Annotated in this window: 16 protein-coding genes and 1 riboswitch; of the genes, 11 read left to right on the top strand and 5 right to left on the bottom strand. The window is 69.6% G+C overall.

All coding sequences use genetic code 11. From position 1 onward, the window contains the following. Positions 1-153 precede the first annotated feature (153 nt). Together GGR64_RS08345 and GGR64_RS08340 are read right to left on the bottom strand one after the other, a co-directional pair. A complete protein-coding gene (locus GGR64_RS08345; RefSeq protein ID WP_184645088.1) occupies positions 154-1,764 on the bottom strand; it encodes a carboxyl transferase domain-containing protein in 1,611 nt (536 codons plus the stop codon). A 112-nt stretch (positions 1,765-1,876) separates the two neighbouring features. Next, complete coding sequence (locus GGR64_RS08340; RefSeq protein ID WP_184449777.1) at positions 1,877-3,040, bottom strand: isovaleryl-CoA dehydrogenase; 1,164 nt, start codon at positions 3,038-3,040, stop codon at positions 1,877-1,879. Between the two features lie 132 nt (positions 3,041-3,172). Here GGR64_RS08340 and GGR64_RS08335 point away from each other — a divergent pair, with 132 nt between their 5' ends. The 3 genes from GGR64_RS08335 (at position 3,173) to GGR64_RS08325 (ending at position 6,305) form a co-directional block, all read left to right on the top strand. Further along, positions 3,173-3,781 (top strand): TetR/AcrR family transcriptional regulator, encoded by a 609-nt coding sequence (locus tag GGR64_RS08335; protein ID WP_184645087.1) that lies wholly within the window; start codon positions 3,173-3,175, stop codon positions 3,779-3,781. A gap of 151 nt (positions 3,782-3,932) precedes the next feature. Next, positions 3,933-4,451: a c-type cytochrome gene (locus GGR64_RS08330; RefSeq protein ID WP_184645086.1), complete on the top strand. Its 519-nt coding sequence runs from the start codon at positions 3,933-3,935 to the stop codon at positions 4,449-4,451. 93 nt (positions 4,452-4,544) lie between these two features. Continuing rightward, the gene (locus GGR64_RS08325) at positions 4,545-6,305 is read left to right on the top strand and encodes an ExeM/NucH family extracellular endonuclease (protein ID WP_184645085.1); all 1,761 of its coding nucleotides are present in this window, start codon (positions 4,545-4,547) and stop codon (positions 6,303-6,305) included. 1,187 nt (positions 6,306-7,492) lie between these two features. Here GGR64_RS08325 and GGR64_RS08320 read toward each other — a convergent pair. Further along, the gene (locus GGR64_RS08320) at positions 7,493-7,876 is read right to left on the bottom strand and encodes a MerC domain-containing protein (protein WP_184645083.1); all 384 of its coding nucleotides are present in this window, start codon (positions 7,874-7,876) and stop codon (positions 7,493-7,495) included. 75 nt (positions 7,877-7,951) lie between these two features. Between GGR64_RS08320 and GGR64_RS08315 the strand changes: the two genes are divergently transcribed. After that, positions 7,952-9,277, top strand: a complete 1,326-nt coding sequence (locus tag GGR64_RS08315; RefSeq protein ID WP_184645081.1) for a GTP-binding protein — start codon at positions 7,952-7,954, stop codon at positions 9,275-9,277. A gap of 205 nt (positions 9,278-9,482) precedes the next feature. Here the strand turns inward: GGR64_RS08315 and GGR64_RS08310 are convergent, their stop codons facing one another. Beyond that, positions 9,483-10,346 carry an EamA/RhaT family transporter gene (locus tag GGR64_RS08310; RefSeq protein ID WP_184645079.1) on the bottom strand — a complete coding sequence of 288 codons (864 nt, stop codon included), beginning with the start codon at positions 10,344-10,346 and terminating at the stop codon, positions 9,483-9,485. Positions 10,347-10,434: 88 nt separating this feature from the next. Between GGR64_RS08310 and GGR64_RS08305 the strand changes: the two genes are divergently transcribed. Both GGR64_RS08305 and zapE read left to right on the top strand, forming a co-directional pair. After that, a complete protein-coding gene (locus GGR64_RS08305) occupies positions 10,435-11,100 on the top strand; it encodes a CocE/NonD family hydrolase (protein ID WP_184645077.1) in 666 nt (221 codons plus the stop codon). Beyond that, positions 11,097-12,194 (top strand): cell division protein ZapE, encoded by a 1,098-nt coding sequence (zapE, locus tag GGR64_RS08300; protein WP_160968414.1) that lies wholly within the window; start codon positions 11,097-11,099, stop codon positions 12,192-12,194. The genes GGR64_RS08305 and zapE overlap by 4 nt, the downstream gene beginning before the upstream one ends. Positions 12,195-12,216: 22 nt before the next feature. Here zapE and GGR64_RS08295 read toward each other — a convergent pair whose 3' ends face one another. Then, a complete protein-coding gene (locus GGR64_RS08295; protein WP_184645075.1) occupies positions 12,217-12,609 on the bottom strand; it encodes a hypothetical protein in 393 nt (130 codons plus the stop codon). Between the two features lie 143 nt (positions 12,610-12,752). Here GGR64_RS08295 and GGR64_RS08290 point away from each other — a divergent pair, with 143 nt between their 5' ends. The 5 genes from GGR64_RS08290 (at position 12,753) to GGR64_RS08275 (ending at position 17,890) form a co-directional block, all read left to right on the top strand. Next, a complete protein-coding gene (locus GGR64_RS08290; protein ID WP_184645073.1) occupies positions 12,753-13,211 on the top strand; it encodes a MarR family transcriptional regulator in 459 nt (152 codons plus the stop codon). A 74-nt stretch (positions 13,212-13,285) separates the two neighbouring features. After that, positions 13,286-13,717: an organic hydroperoxide resistance protein gene (locus tag GGR64_RS08285; RefSeq protein ID WP_160968419.1), complete on the top strand. Its 432-nt coding sequence runs from the start codon at positions 13,286-13,288 to the stop codon at positions 13,715-13,717. Between the two features lie 167 nt (positions 13,718-13,884). Further along, complete coding sequence (locus GGR64_RS08280; protein WP_160968421.1) at positions 13,885-14,655, top strand: NAD-dependent deacylase; 771 nt, start codon at positions 13,885-13,887, stop codon at positions 14,653-14,655. Positions 14,656-14,714: 59 nt separating this feature from the next. Then, a complete protein-coding gene (locus tag GGR64_RS20820; RefSeq protein WP_260302951.1) occupies positions 14,715-14,849 on the top strand; it encodes a hypothetical protein in 135 nt (44 codons plus the stop codon). 221 nt (positions 14,850-15,070) lie between these two features. Beyond that, a riboswitch (cobalamin riboswitch) is annotated at positions 15,071-15,290 on the top strand. A 179-nt stretch (positions 15,291-15,469) separates the two neighbouring features. Continuing rightward, positions 15,470-17,890: a ribonucleoside-diphosphate reductase subunit alpha gene (locus tag GGR64_RS08275; RefSeq protein WP_160968423.1), complete on the top strand. Its 2,421-nt coding sequence runs from the start codon at positions 15,470-15,472 to the stop codon at positions 17,888-17,890. The last annotated feature ends 95 nt before the right edge of the window (positions 17,891-17,985 follow it).

Here is a 17,985-nt window from a genome sequence, read left to right as displayed (position 1 = left end):
CAAAAGCGAAGGTCATCGCGTCTACCGTGGCCGCGCAGCCGATCGCAAGTGCCATTGCAGGGCACACCGCTGCCGGAATCGTCAGCGACCACCTGCATGGCCACCGCCGCTCCCGGCGCGCACGCGCCTGCCACCGCGAGCGCATGCCCCCGCTCACATCCGGAACACCCCGAATCGGCTCGGCTCCGCCGGCGCGTTCAACGCCGCCGACAGCCCCAGCCCCAACACCCGCCGCGTCTGCGCCGGATCGATCACCCCGTCGTCCCATAGCCGCGCACTGGCGTAGTACGGATGACCCTGGCGCTCGAACTGATCGCGGATCGGCGCCTTGAACGCCGCCTCTTCCTCGTCCGACCACTGCCCGCCCTTGGCCGCGATGCCGTCGCGGCGTACCGTCGCCAGCACGCTCGCCGCCTGCTCGCCGCCCATCACCCCGATGCGCGCGTTCGGCCACATCCACAGGAAATTCGGCGAATACGCGCGCCCGCACATGCCGTAGTTGCCGGCGCCGAACGAGCCGCCGATCACCACCGTGAACTTGGGCACCTTGGCGCAGGCCACCGCCATCACCAGCTTGGCGCCGTCCTTGGCGATGCCGCCGTGCTCGTACTTGCGGCCGACCATGAAGCCGGTGATGTTCTGCAGGAACACCAGCGGGATGCCGCGCTGCGCGCACAGCTCGATGAAGTGCGCGCCCTTCAGCGCCGACTCGGAGAACAGGATGCCGTTGTTGGCGACGATGCCGACCGGATAGCCGTGCACGTGCGCGAAGCCGGTGACCAACGTCGTGCCGTAGCGCGCCTTGAACTCGTCCAAGCGCGAGCCGTCCACCACCCGCGCGATCACCTCGCGCACGTCGAACGGCTTGCGTGGGTCGGCCGGGATCACCCCGTACAGTTCCTCGGCCGGATACAGCGGCGGCTCCGGCGTGCGCAGCGCCAGCGCCGGCGCCGGCTTGCGCCAGTTGAGCTGGGCGATGATCGCGCGCACCCGCGCCAGCGCCTGCAGGTCGTTGTCGGCGAAGTGGTCGGCCACGCCGGAGATGCGCGTATGCACGTCGGCGCCGCCCAGCTCCTCGGCGCTGACGTCCTCGCCGGTGGCCGCCTTCACCAGCGGCGGACCGCCGAGGAAGATGGTGCCCTGCTCGCGCACGATCACCGTCTCGTCGCTCATCGCCGGCACGTAGGCGCCGCCGGCGGTGCACGAACCCATCACGCAGGCGATCTGGGCGATGCCTTGTGCCGAGAGGTTGGCCTGGTTGTAGAAGATCCGGCCGAAGTGGTCGCGGTCGGGAAACACCTCGTCCTGCAGCGGCAGGAACGCGCCGCCGGAATCGACCAGGTAGATGCACGGCAGCCGGTTCTGCTGGGCGATCTCCTGCGCGCGCAGGTGCTTTTTCACCGTGATCGGGTAGTAGGTGCCGCCCTTGACCGTGGCGTCGTTGGCGACGATCACGCATTCCACGCCGGAGACGCGGCCGATGCCGGCGACCACGCCGGCGCACGGCACCTCGTCGTCGTACAGGCCCAGCGCCGCCAGCGGCGCGATCTCCAGGAACGCGCTACCCGGGTCGAGCAGAGCATCGATGCGCTCGCGCACCAGCAGCTTGCCGCGCGCCTGGTGCTTGGCGCGGGCGGCTTCGCTGCCGCCCAGGGCGATGCGGGCCTGGGTGGCGTGCAGGTCGTCGACCACCGCGCGCAGCGCGGCGGCATTGGCGGCGAAGGCGTCGCTGCCGGGTTGCAACTGGGTCTGGATCGCGCTCATGGCTGGGCCGTGGAGGGAGGAGGGAAGGCTGGGCGGCGAATGTGGGAGGGGCTTCAGCCCCGGCGCGGTGACGTCGGAACGGTCTTTCGGCCGATACCTGTTTCGCAGCGCATCACTTGGTCCGCTCGAACAACTCGCGGCCGATCAGCATGCGACGGATCTCAGAGGTGCCCGCGCCGATCTCGTAGAGCTTGGCGTCGCGCCACAACCGTCCGGTGGGATAGTCGTTGATGTAGCCGTTGCCGCCCAGCACCTGAATCGCCTGGCCGGTCAGCCAGGTCGCCTTCTCGGCGGCGTAGAGGATGGCGCCGGCGGCATCCTGGCGAGTGGTGCGGCCGGCGTCGCAGGCGCGCGCCACCGCGTACACATAGGCGCGACAGGCGTTGAGGCCCACGTACATGTCGGCCAGCTTGCCCTGCATCAGTTGGAAGCTGCCGATCGGCTCGCCGAACTGGCGGCGCTCGTGCACGTACGGCAGCACCACGTCCAGCGCCGCGGCCATCAGCCCCAGCGGACCGCCGGACAGCACCACGCGCTCGTAGTCCAGGCCGGACATCAGCACGCGCACGCCGCCGCCCACTTCGCCGAGTACGTTCTCCGCCGGCACCTCGCAGTCCTGGAACACCAGCTCGCAGGTGTTGGAGCCGCGCATGCCGAGCTTGTCCAGCTTCTGCGCGGTGCTGAAGCCGGGCATGCCCTTCTCGACGATGAATGCGGTGATGCCGCGCGCGCCGCCGCTCGGGTCGGTCTTGGCGTAGACCACCAGTACGTCGGCGTCGGGGCCGTTGGTGATCCACATCTTGTTGCCGTTGAGCACGTAGCGGTCGCCGCGGGCCTCGGCGCGCAGCTTCATCGACACCACGTCCGAGCCGGCGCCCGGCTCGCTCATCGCCAGCGCGCCGACGTGCTCGCCGCTGCACAGCTTGGGCAGGTAGCGCGCCTTCTGCGCCGGGCTGGCATTCTTGCGCAACTGGTTCACGCACAGGTTCGAATGCGCGCCGTAGGACAGGCCGATCGCGCCGCAGGCCCGCGAGATCTCCTCCATCGCCACCACGTGCGCCAGGTAGCCCATCGCACTGCCGCCGTATTCCTCCTCGACGGTGAGGCCGAGCAGGCCCTGCTCGCCGAGCTTGCGCCACAGCGGCGCAGGGAAGGCGTTGTCGCGGTCGGCCTGCTCGGCCAGCGGCGCGATCTCGCGCGCGGCGAAGGCGGCGACGCTGTCGCGCAGCAGGTCGACCTCCTCGCCCAACTCGAAATTCAACGACGGCATCAGCATGGCGGCAACTCCGGGAATGGCGGGTGGCCGGCGGCGCCTAGAATCGGACCCGCGCCGGGCAAGAGCGCCCAGCGTAGCCGGGAACGGCAAAGAAGTGAACAGAAATTCATTAATTGAACTTAGAATCACGCCATGGCCTACAAACGCTCCGCCCTGATGGAAGAACGCCTCGCCGGCAACCGCCAGCGGATCCTGCTGGCGGCGCGCCGGCTGATCGCCGCCGACGGCTTCCGCGGCGCCCCGGTGACCGCGGTGGCGGCCGAGGCCGGGGTCTCGACCGGGCTGATCTACCGGCATTTCCCGTCCAAGGCCGAACTGTTCGTGGAGGTGCTGACCGCGGCGGTTGAATACGAGCTGACCATCCTGCGTGCCATCGCCGCCGCGCCGGCGCCGGCCGCGCAGCGCCTGCGCGACGCCATCGCCTCATTCGTGCGCCGCGCCCTGGCCGGCCCCGGCCTGGCCTACGCCTTCATCGCCGAGCCGGTGGAGCCGGAGGTGGACGCCGAGCGCATCCGCTGCCGGCGCCTGCTCGGCGACGTGTTCAAGGGCATCCTGGCCGACGGCGTGGCCGCGGGCGAGTTCCCCGCGCAGGACCTGGATGCGGCGGCCGCATGCCTGGTCGGCGCCTATACCGAGGCCCTGGTCGGCCCGACCGCGCCCAGCCGCGACGGCCCGCGCGACAGCGAGCGCCTGGTCGAGGCGGTGTGCGGGTTCTGCCTGCGCGCGGTGGGCAGCGCCTGAGCCGACGCCATGCCGCCTGCGCCGAACTGCTGCGATGCAGCACGCATCGCCTGCGATTCCGTGCCATTGCGGCGTGCCGCGCGGCGCAAACGCTGGCTATACTCGGTCGCGTAGCGGTGGTCCGGATTACCACGTGCCAAAGGGGTGTGATGTGCGGAATTACGACCTCGAATTTCTCAAGCGCTTCTCGATGGTGATCGGCCTGCTGGTGCTGATCACTATCGGCCTGATCGTGTTCGCGCATTACCTGCAGCGGGCCATCCCGCCGGAGGTGTCGCCGATCGCGCAAAAGCGCACCGAGGAACGCATCGCGCCGGTCGGCGCGGTCTATGCCGGCAGCACCGGCGCCGCGGCGCAGGCCGCCGCCCAGGCGGCGGCGCTGGCCAAGGCCTCGGCGCAGGCGGCCTACGGCGGCACCACCGACGGCAAGACCATCTTCAACAACCTGTGTACCGCCTGCCACACCACGGGCGTGGGCAAGGCGCCGACGCTGGATCATGCGCACTGGGACAAGCGCGTCGCGCAGGGCAAGGAGACGCTCTACAAGCATGCCATCGAGGGCTATACCGGCCCCGACGGCGGCATCATGCCGCCCAAGGGCGGCAATCCCGGGCTGACCGAGGAGCAGATCCACGCCACCGTGGACTGGATGCTGGCCAACCTGAAGTAACCTTGCGCCTCCCGCACGCCACTGCGCCGCCTTCGGGCGGCGCATTCGTTTCCGCGCCCGTCGCGTGCCGGCGCAAACAAGGAGAGTGATCACATGCGCATGCCGCCGCCATCGTTGTTGTCGTTGTTGCTGCTGGTCGCAGCCCCCGCCGCGCAGGCGCTGACGCCGCCGACATTGCTGCCGATCGGGCAGTTGCGCCCGGGCCCGCAGGCGCAGGGCGTGGTGTTCGAGGGCGTGGTCACCGCACGGGTGGAGGCCGGCGGCAGCGGCTACCTGGTGCAGGATGCCGGCGACGACGATCCGCTGACCGCCGACGCGCTGCTGGTGCGCGGCGATGCCGAGCGCAGCCTGGCCCCGGGCGACCGCGTGCGGGTGTGGGGCGAACTGGCGCCGCAGGCCGCTGCCTCGGCCAAGGCCGGCACCGCATTCGTCGGGCGCAGCGTGCTGGAGCAGGGCCACACCGTGCTGGCGCGGGCGCAGCCCTTGCCGCTGCAGGTGCTCGACGCGGCGCCGGGCGACTGGTCGGCATTGGCCGGCATGCGCGTGCGCATCGCCGCGCCGCTGACCGTGGTCGACAACGATGCCCTGGGCAAGACCGGCGAACTCGGCGTGGCCTTCGGCGGGCGCCTGTGGCAGCCCAGCGAAGTGGCCGCGCCCGGCAGCGCCGAGCAGGCGGCGGTCGTCGCCGACAACGCGCGGCGCGGGCTGCGGCTGGGCACGCTCGATGCTCCGGCTCCGGCTCCGGCTCCGGCTCCGACATCAACATCGGCAACGGCAACGGCAAAACTCCCGGACTATCTGGGTAGCGCCGCCGCACCACCACGCGCAGGCAGCGCAGTGCAGGACGTGGAGGGCATCGTCGGCGGGGTGATCGACGGCGTCGCGCGGCTGTACCCGACCGCTGCGCTGCAGCTGACGCCGCCGCCGGAACCGGCGCCGCCGCAGGTCGACGGTACCTTGCGCATCGCCGCGTTCAACCTGGAGAACTTCTTCAACGGCGATGGCCGCGGCGGCGGCTTCCCGACCCTGCGTGGTGCACGCACGGCGGCCGAGTTCCAGGCGCAGCTGCGCAAGCTGGTGGCGACGATCCGTCCGCTGCAGGCCGACGTCGCCGCGCTGATGGAACTGGAGAACGACGGCTACGGCCCGACCTCGGCGATTGCCAGCCTGGTCGACGCGCTCAACGCCGGCGGCGGCGACTGGCGCTTCGTCGATGCCGGGCACGGCCCCGGCAACAACCCGATCCGGGTCGGCCTGATCTACCGCGCCTCGCGGGTGAGCCCGGTGGGCAAGCCGGCGATGCTGGAAGGCGGCCCGTTCGCCGAGCACAGCCGGGTGCCGCTGGCGCAGGCTTTCCGCCACGGCAGCGGTGCGCCGTTCGTGGTGGTGGCCAACCACTTCAAGTCCAAGGGTTGCGGCGAAGCCAGCGGTGCGGATGCCGACCGCGGCGACGGCCAGGGCTGCTGGAACGCGACCCGCACCGAGTCGGCGCGGCGCCTGGACGCCTGGCTGCGCAGCGACCCCACCGGCACCGGCAGCACGTCCAGCGTGCTGCTCGGCGATTTCAACGCCTACGCGATGGAAGACCCCCTACGCCTGCTGCGCGACGCCGGCTGGCGCGACGCGCTGCAGGAGGCGCATGTCGCGCAGCCCTACAGCTTCGTCTACCGCGGTCTCAGCGGCCGCCTCGACCACGCCTTGCTGAGCCCGGCGCTGGCAGCGCGGTTGCGCGGCGCCGCCGAATGGCACGTCAACGCCGACCTGCCCGACAGCGATGGCTATCGCGAGCGCGATCTGCCCGGCCCGTGGCGCAGTTCGGACCACGATCCGTTGTTGCTGGGGTTTGATCTGTAGGGCTGGGAATGGGGAAACGGGAATGGGGAATCGGAAAAAGCCGTTCGTCGGCCTCCTTTTCCCCATCCTCGATTTGCGGGACGTCCCTATCTGGGCTCCTGTTGTTTGCAACGCGTACGACTGCCGTCATGCGGAGTTGCGCTGCGTTGCGTTTCGGGAGGACTGCGCGCTGCGCGTCCTGCCTTGCGTGTCACCAGCGATCCTGAAGGAGTGCTGGTGTCTTTCACGGCGTTGGCTGCGCGTTTTGCCGTTGTGCCAATCGAAGTCGGTAGATGCGGTGCTTTGCGCGATAGAGCGACAGCATCGGCTGTTGCTGCCGCCTTGGCAGTTGCCGTTGTTGTTGCTTAGCTTTGGCTCTTGTTTTTGACTTGCCGGGTTCCCTTCCGAAGCGGCGGCCAGCGCGGGGAAAAACCCCGAAGGGGCGGCGCACATGGACGTGCGCCGTCCGCGGCAGGGGCAGGATGCCCCTTCCGCGGATCCCCGTGATGGACGCGGACCCGGAGCGCGCCAGCGCGGAGGGCGCGAGGCAGGGTGTGTTTTCTTTTGGTTACTTTTCTTTGCACAAGCAAAGAAAAGTAACTCGCCGCAAGGCGAAAGCTTTGCTCTTGCACTTGCTGCTACGTCGGCGGCCGCTGAATTGTAGGAGCGGCTTTAGCCGCGACAGCGCGAGTCCATTCTGCCTGTCGCGGCTAAAGCCGCTCCTACAGACCTTCTCGCCTGACACACAAACTTCGAGCAACAGCAACGGCTTTCGCCCTTTCGGGCGAGTTACTTTTCTTTGCTCGCGCAAAGAAAAGGTAACCAAAAGAAAGCGCGCCCTGCCTCGCGCCCTCCGCGCTACGCGCTCCGGGTCCGCGGATGCACCGGGGATTCGCGGAAGGGGCATCCTGCCCCTGCCGCGAACGGCGTACATCCATGTACGCCGCCCTTCGGGTTTTTCCCCGGTCCATCCGCCGCTGCGGAAGGGAACCCGGTAAGTCAAAAGCCAGAGCAACGGCAACAGCAACAGCAACAGCAACAGCAACAGCAACGGCAACGGCAGAAACAGCGGCAACTGCCAAAGCGTCAGCAACAGCAGAGGCGACGGCAACTGCCAAGGCGACAGCGACAGCAAACTGCGCCTCGGACCTGATTGCCGCTCGGCGACCGCACGCTACGCCGCATCCAGCACGCGCCTGCGCCCGCGCTCAATGCCGACAACGCTGCCGGTGTCGGCGCCAGTTCCACAGATGCGCACCGGCCAGGGCCAGGCTGCCGCACACCGTCATCGCGGTCTCGCTGGCCTCGTCGGGAATCCCGAAGGCGCCGGCCAGCAGCCCGAGCAGGCCCAGCGCCGCCAGCGTCCACAGCGGCCAGGGCAGCGCGTCGCGCCGATGCCCGCGCCACAGCGCCAACCCCGCCAACGGCGCGGCGATCGTGACGAACAGCACGTGCACCCATTCGGCCTCGGCCCAGACCCCGAACAGCGGCAGCGCCGCGGCCAGCAACGGCAACGCCAGGCAGTGCAGCAGGCACAGCCCGGACAACACCATCGCCGAGGCATCGAAGAAGGATTGCGGCAGGGATTTCATCGACGTCCACTCCAGTGCATCAATTGTTATATAGTAACATTTCCAGTCCGCCACGCCTTCGCGCCGATGCCCGCCATGTCCATCTCCACCGTTTCCGATCGCCGCCTTCCCGTCACCGTGCTGTCCGGCTTCCTGGGCGCCGGCAAGACCACCCTGCTCAACCGCGTGCTGCACAACCGCGACGGCCGCCGCGTGGCGGTGATCGTCAACGACATGAGCGAGGTCAACATCGACGCGGCGCTGATCCGCGACGGCGGCGCCGCGCTCAGCCGCACCGAGGAGACGCTGGTTGAGTTCAGCAACGGCTGCATCTGCTGCACGCTGCGCGACGACCTGCGCCAGGAAGTGCAGCGCCTGGCCGAGAGCGGGCGCTACGACTACCTGCTGATCGAATCCACCGGCATCTCCGAACCGATGCCGGTGGCGGCCACCTTCGCCGTGCGCGATGCCGACGGCCGCGGTCTGGCCGATGTCGCGCGCCTGGACACCATGCTCACCGTGGTCGACGGGGTCAGCTTCCTGCGCGACTTCGGTTCGGCAGAGCGGCTGGCCGACCGCGGGCTGCAGGCCGGGGCCGACGACGACCGCGGGCTGGTCAACCTGCTGGTGGAGCAGATCGAGTTCGCCGACGTGATCGTGATCAGCAAGGCCGACCTGGCGGAAGCGGCCACCCTCGACCGCACCCGCGCGGTGCTGCGTGCGCTCAACCGCGATGCACGCATCGTCGAGGCCAGCCGCGGCGACGTGCCGTTGGAGTTGGTGCTGGACACCGGCCGCTTCGACTTCGTGCGCGCACAGCTTGCGCCGGGCTGGATGCAGGCGCTGCGCGGCGAGCATGCGCCGGAGACCGAGCAGTTCGGCATCGAAAGCTTCGTCTATCGCGCGCGCCGGCCGTTCCACCCGCTGCGCTTCGCGCGGCTGGCGCAGCGCGGCCTGCGCGACGTGATCCGCAGCAAGGGCTTCTTCTGGCTGGCCAGCCGCATGGACTGGGTCGGCGAACTGTCCATCGTCGGCGCGGCCACCCAGACCCAGGCCGCCGGCTTCTGGTATGCGGCGCGCGAGCGCGTGGACCGCGGCCTGCTGGACACGCCGCTGGCGCTGCCGCCGTCGCCGCTGCCGTATACCGAGCTGGGCTGGCAGCGCCAGCAGACCGCGTGCTGGAACGCGCCGCCGCCGCAGGCCGAGGAGGTCGGCGATGCGCGCGAGTACGCGGCGCTGCGGGCGATGTGGCATCCGCTATGGGGCGACCGTCGCCAGGAACTGGCGGTGATCGGCGTCGGCCTGGACGCGGCACGGGTGCGCGCCGAACTCGATGCCTGCCTGCTCGACGACGCCGAGCTGCGGCAGGGGCCGGTGGCGTGGCAGGGGTTGGAGGATCCGTTTCCGGTGTGGAGGCGCTGAGGGGCTGGGAATCGGGAATCGGGATTGGGGAATCGTAAGAGCGGGGTGCGGGCGCTGAGAGTTAGTTGCCTGCGTCAAACGATCAACGCGTATAGGGGCGGTCCCGGTGTAGCCGACTGGTTTGCGGCGGTCCGTTCCCGTGTGGATGCGCCGAGGCGATTGGGATTCGTCACTCGCGAGTTGGATGCGCAGTGGGCGCTGAGGGCTAGCCGCGCGCACCCATCGCGATCAGCACGATCGCCGGCACCGCCAGCAGCAGGCCGAGGCGGTTCCAGCGATTGGTGCGTTCGCCGAACACGGCGACGCCAAGCAGGGTGCCCAGGCCGATCACGCCCAGGTTCATCGCCGCGAACACGCTGGCGGGGCTGTCCGGCAGGGCCTGGTGCGCGCGCACGTAGAACAGGATGTTGCCGAAGTTGAGCGCGCCCAGCAGCAGGCCGGCGCCGAGGTTGCGCCAGGCCAGCGGGTCGGTGCCGCGCAGGTGGCGCCACAGCTGCACGCCCAGCAGCAGCGCGAAGGCCAGCGCGAAGGCGACCAGCAGCGAGGCGGCGAACGGCGTGCCGGCCTGGGCGATGCGCTTGAGCAGCACGTCGATCGCGGCGAAGCCGACCCACACCAGCAACAGCCACGGCGCGGTGCCTGCGGCGCTGCGCGGCGTCGTGTCCGGCCGCTGCACGATGCCGGCGATGGCCAGCAGGCCCAGCGCCAGGCCGGCCAGCTTGGCGCCGTTGGCGTGTTCGCCGAACCAAAGGAAGGCCGCGGCCAGCGACAGCAGCAGCGACAGCCGCTGCGCCGCGTCGGTGCGCACGATGCCGGCGCTGGCCACCGCGCGGCCCAGCACCAGGAAGATGCCCGGCAGCAGCACGCCCAGGGCCAGCAGCGACGCCCACGGCGTGTGCGCGCCGCCCAGCGCGGCCAGCGGCGGCTGCAGCAGGGCCGCGCACAGCAGCAGCGCCGCCAGGTAGTTCCAGGTCACCGCCTGGGCCAGGTCGAGGCGCCGTTGCGACGCCAGCTTCAGCAGGGCCGAGACCAGCACGCTGCACACCACACTCAGCAGAACGAAGACCACACGCGGGATCCGGATCGGGAAGGGAAAAAGAACGCTGCGTGCACCGCATCCGCATGTGGCCACGACCCAGCCCCGGTATTATGACCGCATGACCTCTCCCGCTTTCCCCACCGCCTCCGGCCCAGTGACGCTGCAAGGCCCCGCCGGCCCGATCGAGGCCGCGGTCGATCTGCCCGACGCCGACGTCGCCGCGCTGCCGGTCACCGCCATCGTCTGCCATCCGCTGTCCACCGAGGGCGGCAGCATGCACAACAAGGTGGTGACGATGGTCGCGCGCGCGCTGCGCGAACTGGGCGTGCACGTGGTGCGCTTCAACTTCCGCAGCGTCGGCGCCTCCGCCGGCAGCTTCGACCACGGCGAGGGCGAGCAGCAGGACCTGGCCGCGGTGGCCGCCTGGGTGCGCGCGCAGCGCCCGCACGACGCGCTGTGGCTGGCCGGTTTCAGCTTCGGCGCCTATGTCTCGCTGCGCGCCAGCGCCGCGCTGCAGCCGCAGGTGCTGATCTCGATCGCGCCGCCGGCCGGGCGCTGGGATTTTTCCGAGATGGTGCCGCCGCCGCAGTGGCTGGTGATCCAGGGCGAGGCCGACGAGATCGTCGATCCGCAGGCCGTGTACGACTGGCTGGAGACCCTGGAAGCGCAGCCGGAGCTGGTGCGCATGCCCGACACCAGCCACTTCTTCCATCGCAAGCTGATCGACCTGCGCGGCGCGCTGCAGCACGCGGTCAAGGGCTGGCTGCCGGCGGCACAGGCGTGAGCGCGGCGGCATTGCCGTCGCAGCGCTACGCCGAGGGCGTGGCGCGCGGCGACTGGCGCGACGATCCGGCCCAGCATGCGGCGCTGGCCGAACTGGACCGCATCCACGTCGCGATCGTGGATGGCGACCAGGACGGCTGGCTGGACCGCCTGTCGGCGTTCTGGAAGAAGCCCGAGCCGGTGCGCGGCCTGTACTTCTGGGGCGGGGTCGGCCGCGGCAAGACCTTCCTGGTCGATCTGTTCTACGACGGCCTGCCGATCACGCGGAAGTACCGCACCCATTTCCACCGCTTCATGCGCGGCGTGCACGAGCGCCTGCGCGCGCATGCCGGGCAGAGCGATCCGCTGGCCAAGATCGCACAGGAGTGGCGCAGCCGGCTGCGCGTGCTGGTGCTGGACGAGTTCTTCGTCACCGACATCGGCGATGCGATGCTGCTGTCGCGCCTGCTCGAGCGCCTGTTCGCCGAGGGCGTGACCCTGGTCACCACCTCCAATACCGCGCCGCAGAACCTGTACCTCAACGGCCTGCAGCGCGACAGTTTCCTGCCGGCGATCGCGTTGCTGCAGACCTACTGCGTGGAGCTGTACGCCGAGGGCACCGAGGACTACCGCATGCGCGCGCTGACCCGCTCGCCGGTGTACCGCGCGCCGCTGGCCGAGGACAGCGACGCCTGGCTGGAGCAACGCTGGAGCGAGCTGACCGGCAAGGCCGAGGCGCGCCGCGGCAACATCGAGATCGAAGGGCGCAAGATCCCGGTGCGCGCGCGCGGCAAGAGCATCGTCTGGTTCGATTTCGTCGCCTTGTGCGAAGGCCCGCGCGGTCCCAGCGACTACATCGAGATCGCGCACGAGTTCACCACCGTGCTGCTCGGCGGCATCCCGCACTTCGACCGCATGAACGAGGACGCGGCGCGGCGCTTCGTCAACCTGATCGACGAGCTGTACGACCGCCACGTCAACCTGGTCTGCACCGCGCAGGATCCTCCGCCGTCGCTGTACACCGGCGAGCGCCTGGCCGGCGCCTTCGAACGCACCGCCTCGCGGCTGATCGAGATGCAGAGCGCCGAGTACCTGTCGGCCGCGCACCGGGTCTGAACGCAGGAGCGCCGGCGCGCGCTCAGCGCACTGCGCCGGGCGCACACAGCCCGGCGACGAAGCGCGGCATCAGGCCCGCGCCCGCAATCTCCTCCAGATAGGCGGCCGCCGGGCAACTGGCGCCGCCTTCGCTGCGTGCGCAGCGGGCCGGGCCGAACGCCCCGTCCTGCGGCAACTGCCGGTCCATGGCCTGGCGCTGCGCCACCGACAGCCCGTCGCGAAACGTGTCCTCGGCATCGAGCAGGTCGGCCGGGGTGAGCCGGTCGGTCGGCACCGTTGGGCATTGGCGACGGGTTTCACGCGCCAGCGCGTCGGCGCCGGCGCCGACCAGCACCGGGCCGGCGGGCAGGGTGTTCGGCACGACGGCGGCGGGCGCACCGCCAAGCGCGGCTAGCAGCAGGAACGATGCGCGCATGCGGAGACTCCTCGGGCTGCGCGGCAGCGTAATCCTGCGCCAGCAGCGGCGCAGTGGCAGGACGCCGACCGCTTCAGCCGGAAGTTAGCACCGGCAAAAATATCGCTTGCGATTGAATTGCACGCTATGTAATATCTCCTCCCATGGACCGCAACTCTCCCCCCGACGCCACCGCGCTGCTGAAGCTGGACACCCAGCTGTGCTTCGCGCTGTATTCGGCCAACCTGGCGATGCACAAGCTCTACCGCGGGCTGCTGGGCGAGCTCGGCCTGACCTATCCGCAGTACCTGGTGATGCTGGTGCTGTGGGAACAGGACGGCTGCAGTGTCTCGGACATCGGCGAGAAGCTGTTCCTGGATTCGGCCACGCTGACCCCGCTGCTCAAGCGCCTGGAGGCGGTCGGCCTGCTGACCCGCCGCCGCGCCGCCGAGGACGAGCGCCGCGTGCTGATCGCGCTGACCGCCGAGGGCCAGGCCCTGCGTGCGCGTGCGCAGGCAGTGCCGGAAGGCGTGCTGTGCGCGGTCGCCTGCGACCTGCAGCAACTGACCCGGCTCAAGCACGACCTGGAAGAGGTCCGCGGCAAGTTGCTGGCCGCGCCCTGAGCGATTCCGGCTCCGATCACCCCATCCCCTCTACACCCATGGCGCCGCGGCGCCACCCTCCAAGGAGAACCACCATGGCTTCACCGACCACCATCGTCTACACCGCCACTGCCACCGCCACCGGGGGCCGCGACGGCCGCGCCGCCACCCCCGACAAGGCGTTGGACGTCAAGCTGTCGACCCCGCGCGAGCTGGGCGGCGCCGGCGGCGACGGCACCAACCCGGAGCAGCTGTTCGCGGCCGGCTACTCGGCCTGCTTCATCGGCGCGCTGAAGTTCGTCGCCGGGCAGGAGAAGGTGACGCTGCCGGCCGAGACGAACATCGAGGGCCATGTCGGCATCGGCCAGATCCCGGGCGGCTTCGGTATCGCGGTGGAACTGCGCATCGCGGCGCCGGGCGTGGAGCGTGCGACGCTGGAATCGCTGGTGGAGAAGGCGCACCAGGTGTGCCCGTACTCCAACGCCACCCGCGGCAATATCGACGTCAAGCTGGTCGTGCTCGGCTGAGCCAGCGAGCGGGATGTCTTGGCCGGTGCGTGCGCCGGTCCATGGCGGTAAGCGACGGGCGGCCAGTGGCCGCCCGTTCGCGTTGCGGGTGCCGCGAGTGTTGCCGCGCACATTGAGGCCGCCCTACGTCAATGTAATAGTTTGCGCTCCATCAAATCGGGCGCGCCATGCTCAGTTCCGCCTACAACGCCGAGACCGTCGCCGCCTTCCTGCAGGGCGCGCGTCGTGTGCTGGTGCTGACCGGTGCCGGCATGTCCGCCGAGAGCGGGGTGCCGACCTTTCGCGGCCAGGACGACAGCCTGTGGTCGCGCTTCGATCCCGAGCAACTGGCCACCGAGGACGCCTGGCGCGCGGACCCGGCCCTGGTCTGGGGCTGGTACCGCTGGCGCATGGCGATCGTGGCGCTGGCGCAGCCGCATGCCGGGCATCTTGCGCTGGCGCGCCTGGCCGAGGTCCGCCACACCACGCTGGTGACCCAGAATGTGGACGACCTGCACCAGCGCGCCGGCAGCGAGGTCGCCGCGCACGTGCACGGCCGCCTGTCGGCGCTGCGCTGCAGCGACTGCGGCCAGCCCTGGCGCGGGCTGCTGCCGCCGGTGGACGTGCACACGCCGAGCCAGCGCCTGGCGCCGCCGGTGTGCGCGGCCTGCGGCGGCACGGTGCGCCCGGGCGTGGTGTGGTTCGGCGAAGCGCTGCCGGCGGCGGAGTGGACGCGCGCGCAGACCGCGGCGGACGCCGCCGACCTGGTGCTGGTGATCGGCAGTTCCGGCCTGGTCTATCCGGCCGCCAGCCTGCCGCTGCAGGCCAAGGAGCGCGGCGCCTGCGTGGTCGAGATCAACCCCGAACCCAGCGCGCTGTCGGTGCGCGCCGATCTGCACTGGCGCGACAGCGCGGCGGTGGCGCTGCCGTTGCTGTTGCAGCAGTGCATGGCGGCCTGAGGCCGCTGCACGTTGAAGATGTGGCTTCGATTGCTTCGGTCGACCCCCCGTGGAGTGTGATGATGGGCATCAAGCCTGGCCCCAAGCGCATCGCAAAGAGCACCGGCAAGCCGGATCGGCGTCAGCGGGACAACAAGGACATTCCGGGAAACACGAAATCCCTCAAGCCGCACAAGCACAAGCAAGGCGACTGAGCCGACCGGCGGCGCGGATGGCCGGGGAGGGCGCGCGCCGGGCGGCCGGCGGGCCGTTTCGATGGCATCTTGGCCCTTTCCGGGGCCCGGCTTCACGGCCCCGTTATGGCCGCGAACGTTCTCCGCGGCGGGGCCGAAACCGGCTGCCGACGGCAAACCGTTGCCAGGCTTAGGTTTTCGTAATTTGACCCATATTTAGCGTTGACGTCGTCGACCGACCACACTATCTTGGGGTGGTCGGTTCCGGCGGCCCCAAGCCGCGGGATCAAAAGGGAAGCCGGTGCGGCGTGCCAACGCCAATTCCGGCGCTGCCCCGCAGCGGTAATTGGGAACGAACCCGTCATCCGCACTGAGGCGCCCGCCTTGGGAAGCGACGGGCTAGGAACCGGCCACGGCCGTTGCCCATCAGCCCGAAGACCTGCCGACAGCCGCGCGAAGCACACCGCGCGGCGCCGACCGCGCGATCTCCGGGGGGAGATGGTCGGTGCAGCGATGACCGCCCGCAGGCCCGGTGCCTGCGCCGTTTGCAGTCTTCGCGACACCGCCTGCCCCCTTCGGACCCGGTCGGACCGCTGCCTGCGAGGGTCGGGCGGCCGCGTGCACCACGCTTGGAGACCTTCATGAGCCAGACCCACAGCCTGCCGGCCACCGCGTCCGTCGACGCCGCCGTCGACCCCACGACCGCCGCCGCCACTGCCGCCACCGCCCAGCCGGAGCCGGCCAGCAGCGAGCCGAGCAACGACCAGCGCGCCGTGACCTGGATCGTCAAGGACGGCGGCAACCGCCGCATGGCCTTCGACCGCTCGCGCCTGCAGCGCACCCTGGACCGGATCCACGCCGAGTTCCCGCAGCTGGACGTGAGCGACTACGAGCGCAAGGCCTTCGCCTTCATCGAGAAGAGGGAAAGCCTGTCGGCCGACGACATGGTCGACTACCTGATCCGCGAGGCCGAGTCGCGCGTGGACATCGCCACGCCGGAGTGGGAGTACTTCGCCGCGCGCCTGTACCTGGACCGCCTGTACAAGCGCGCCAGCAAGAACCGTTTCTACGATGCCGGCGAGAAGTACGGCTCCTACGTCGGCCTGCAGGAAAGCCTGGCCGACCGCGGCGTGTACTCGATCGACATCCTCAAGAACTACTCCAAGGACGAACTGGCCGAAGCCGGCCGCATGATCGATCCGGAGCGCGACAAGCTGTTCGCGTACAACGGCCTGTACCTGCTGGCCACGCGTTACCTGGCCACCGACAACTCGCGCAAGGTCTACGAACTGCCGCAGGAGCGCTGGCTGACCATCGCCCTGTACCTGATGCAGGACGAGAAGCCGCGCGAGCGCCGCATGCAGCTGGTCGGCGAGGCCTACTGGGCGCTGTCCAACCTGTACATGACCGTGGCCACCCCGACCCTGGCCAACGCTGGCAAGATCGGCGGGCAGCTGTCGAGCTGCTTCATCGACACCGTCGACGACAGCCTGCAGGGCATCTACGACTCCAACACCGACGTGGCGCGCGTGTCCAAGCACGGCGGCGGCGTCGGCGCCTACCTGGGCTACGTGCGTTCCTCCGGCTCGGCGATCCGCGGCGTCAAGAACTCCAGCGGCGGCGTGGTGCCGTGGATCAAGCAGCTCAACAACACCGCCGTGTCGGTGGACCAGCTCGGCCAGCGCAAGGGCGCCATCGCCGTGTACCTGGACATCTGGCACCGCGACATCGAGGCGTTCCTGGACCTGCGCCTGAACAACGGCGACCAGCGCCTGCGCGCGCACGACGTGTTCACCGCAGTGTGCGTGCCGGACATCTTCATGGAAGCGGTTGAGCGCCGCGGCGAGTGGTACCTGTTCGACCCGCACGAGGTGAAGGAGGTCAAGGGCTGGTACCTGCAGGACTTCTTCGACGAGAAGCGCGGCGAAGGCAGCTTCCGCGCGCGTTACGAGGAAGTGGTGGCCGACGAGCGTATCGGCCGCAAGGTGGTCAAGGCCATCGACATGTTCAAGCGGATCATGGTCAGCCAGCTGGAGACCGGCAACCCGTTCATGTTCTATCGCGACGAAGTCAATCGCATGAACCCGAACAAGCACCAGGGCATGGTCTATTCCAGCAACCTGTGCACCGAGATCCTGCAGAACATGAGCCCGACGCGGGTCATCCAGGAGATGATCAGCGGCGACCAGATCGTCACCACCAAGCAGGCCGGCGACTTCGTCGTGTGCAACCTGTCCTCGGTGAACCTGGGCCGCGCGGTCACCGCGCAGCCGGACCTGCTGTCGCCGGACATCCTGGAGCGGCTGATCCGCGTGCAGGTGCGCATGCTCGACAACGTCATCGACCTCAACGAGCTGCCGGTGCCGCAGGCCACCATCACCAACCAGAAGTACCGCGCGATCGGCCTGGGCACCTTCGGCTGGCACCACCTGCTGGCGCAGAAGGGCATCGACTGGAACTCGCGTGCGGCCGAAGACTACAGCGACGAGCTGTACGAGCGCATCAACTACCTGACCATCCAGGCGAGCCTGGCGCTGGCCAAGGAGAAGGGCGCGTACAAGGTGTTCAAGGGCAGCGACTGGCAGAACGGCGAGTACTTCAGCAAGCGCGGCTACGACAGCGCCGAGTGGCAGGAACTGGCCGCGCAGGTGAGCGTGCATGGCGTGCGCAACGCCTGGATGGTGGCGGTGGCGCCGAACATGAGCACCGCCCAGATCGCCGGCTCCACCGCGTCGATCGACCCGATCTACAGCGCGTTCTACTACGAAGAGAAGAAGGACTTCCGCCGTCCGGTGGTGGCGCCGGGGCTGACCGTGGACACCTATCCGTACTACGAGAAGGGCGCCTACAAGGTCGACCAGTTCGCCAGCGTGCGCCAAAACGCGCGCCGCCAGCGCCACGTCGACCAGTCGATCAGCTTCAACTTCTACGTGCCCAGCGGCATCCGCGCCAGCACCCTGCTGGACCTGCACATGACCGCGTGGAAGGAAGGCCTGAAGACCACCTACTACGTGCGTTCCAACGACATCGACATCAGCGAGTGCGAGTGGTGCTCGAGCTGATCGCCGGCGTCTGACGCCACCGACGCGCGGCGGCCCATGGCCGCCGTGCGTTTCGCATTCCCGCGCCTCCCGCCGGCGCCGTTCACCCGACTTGA

The organism is Xanthomonas sp. 3307 (assembly GCF_014199735.1).
Lineage (GTDB): Bacteria > Pseudomonadota > Gammaproteobacteria > Xanthomonadales > Xanthomonadaceae > Xanthomonas_A > Xanthomonas_A rydalmerensis.
Note: the sequence above shows the minus strand (reverse complement) of the source record. Positions and strands in the feature narration are given on the sequence as shown.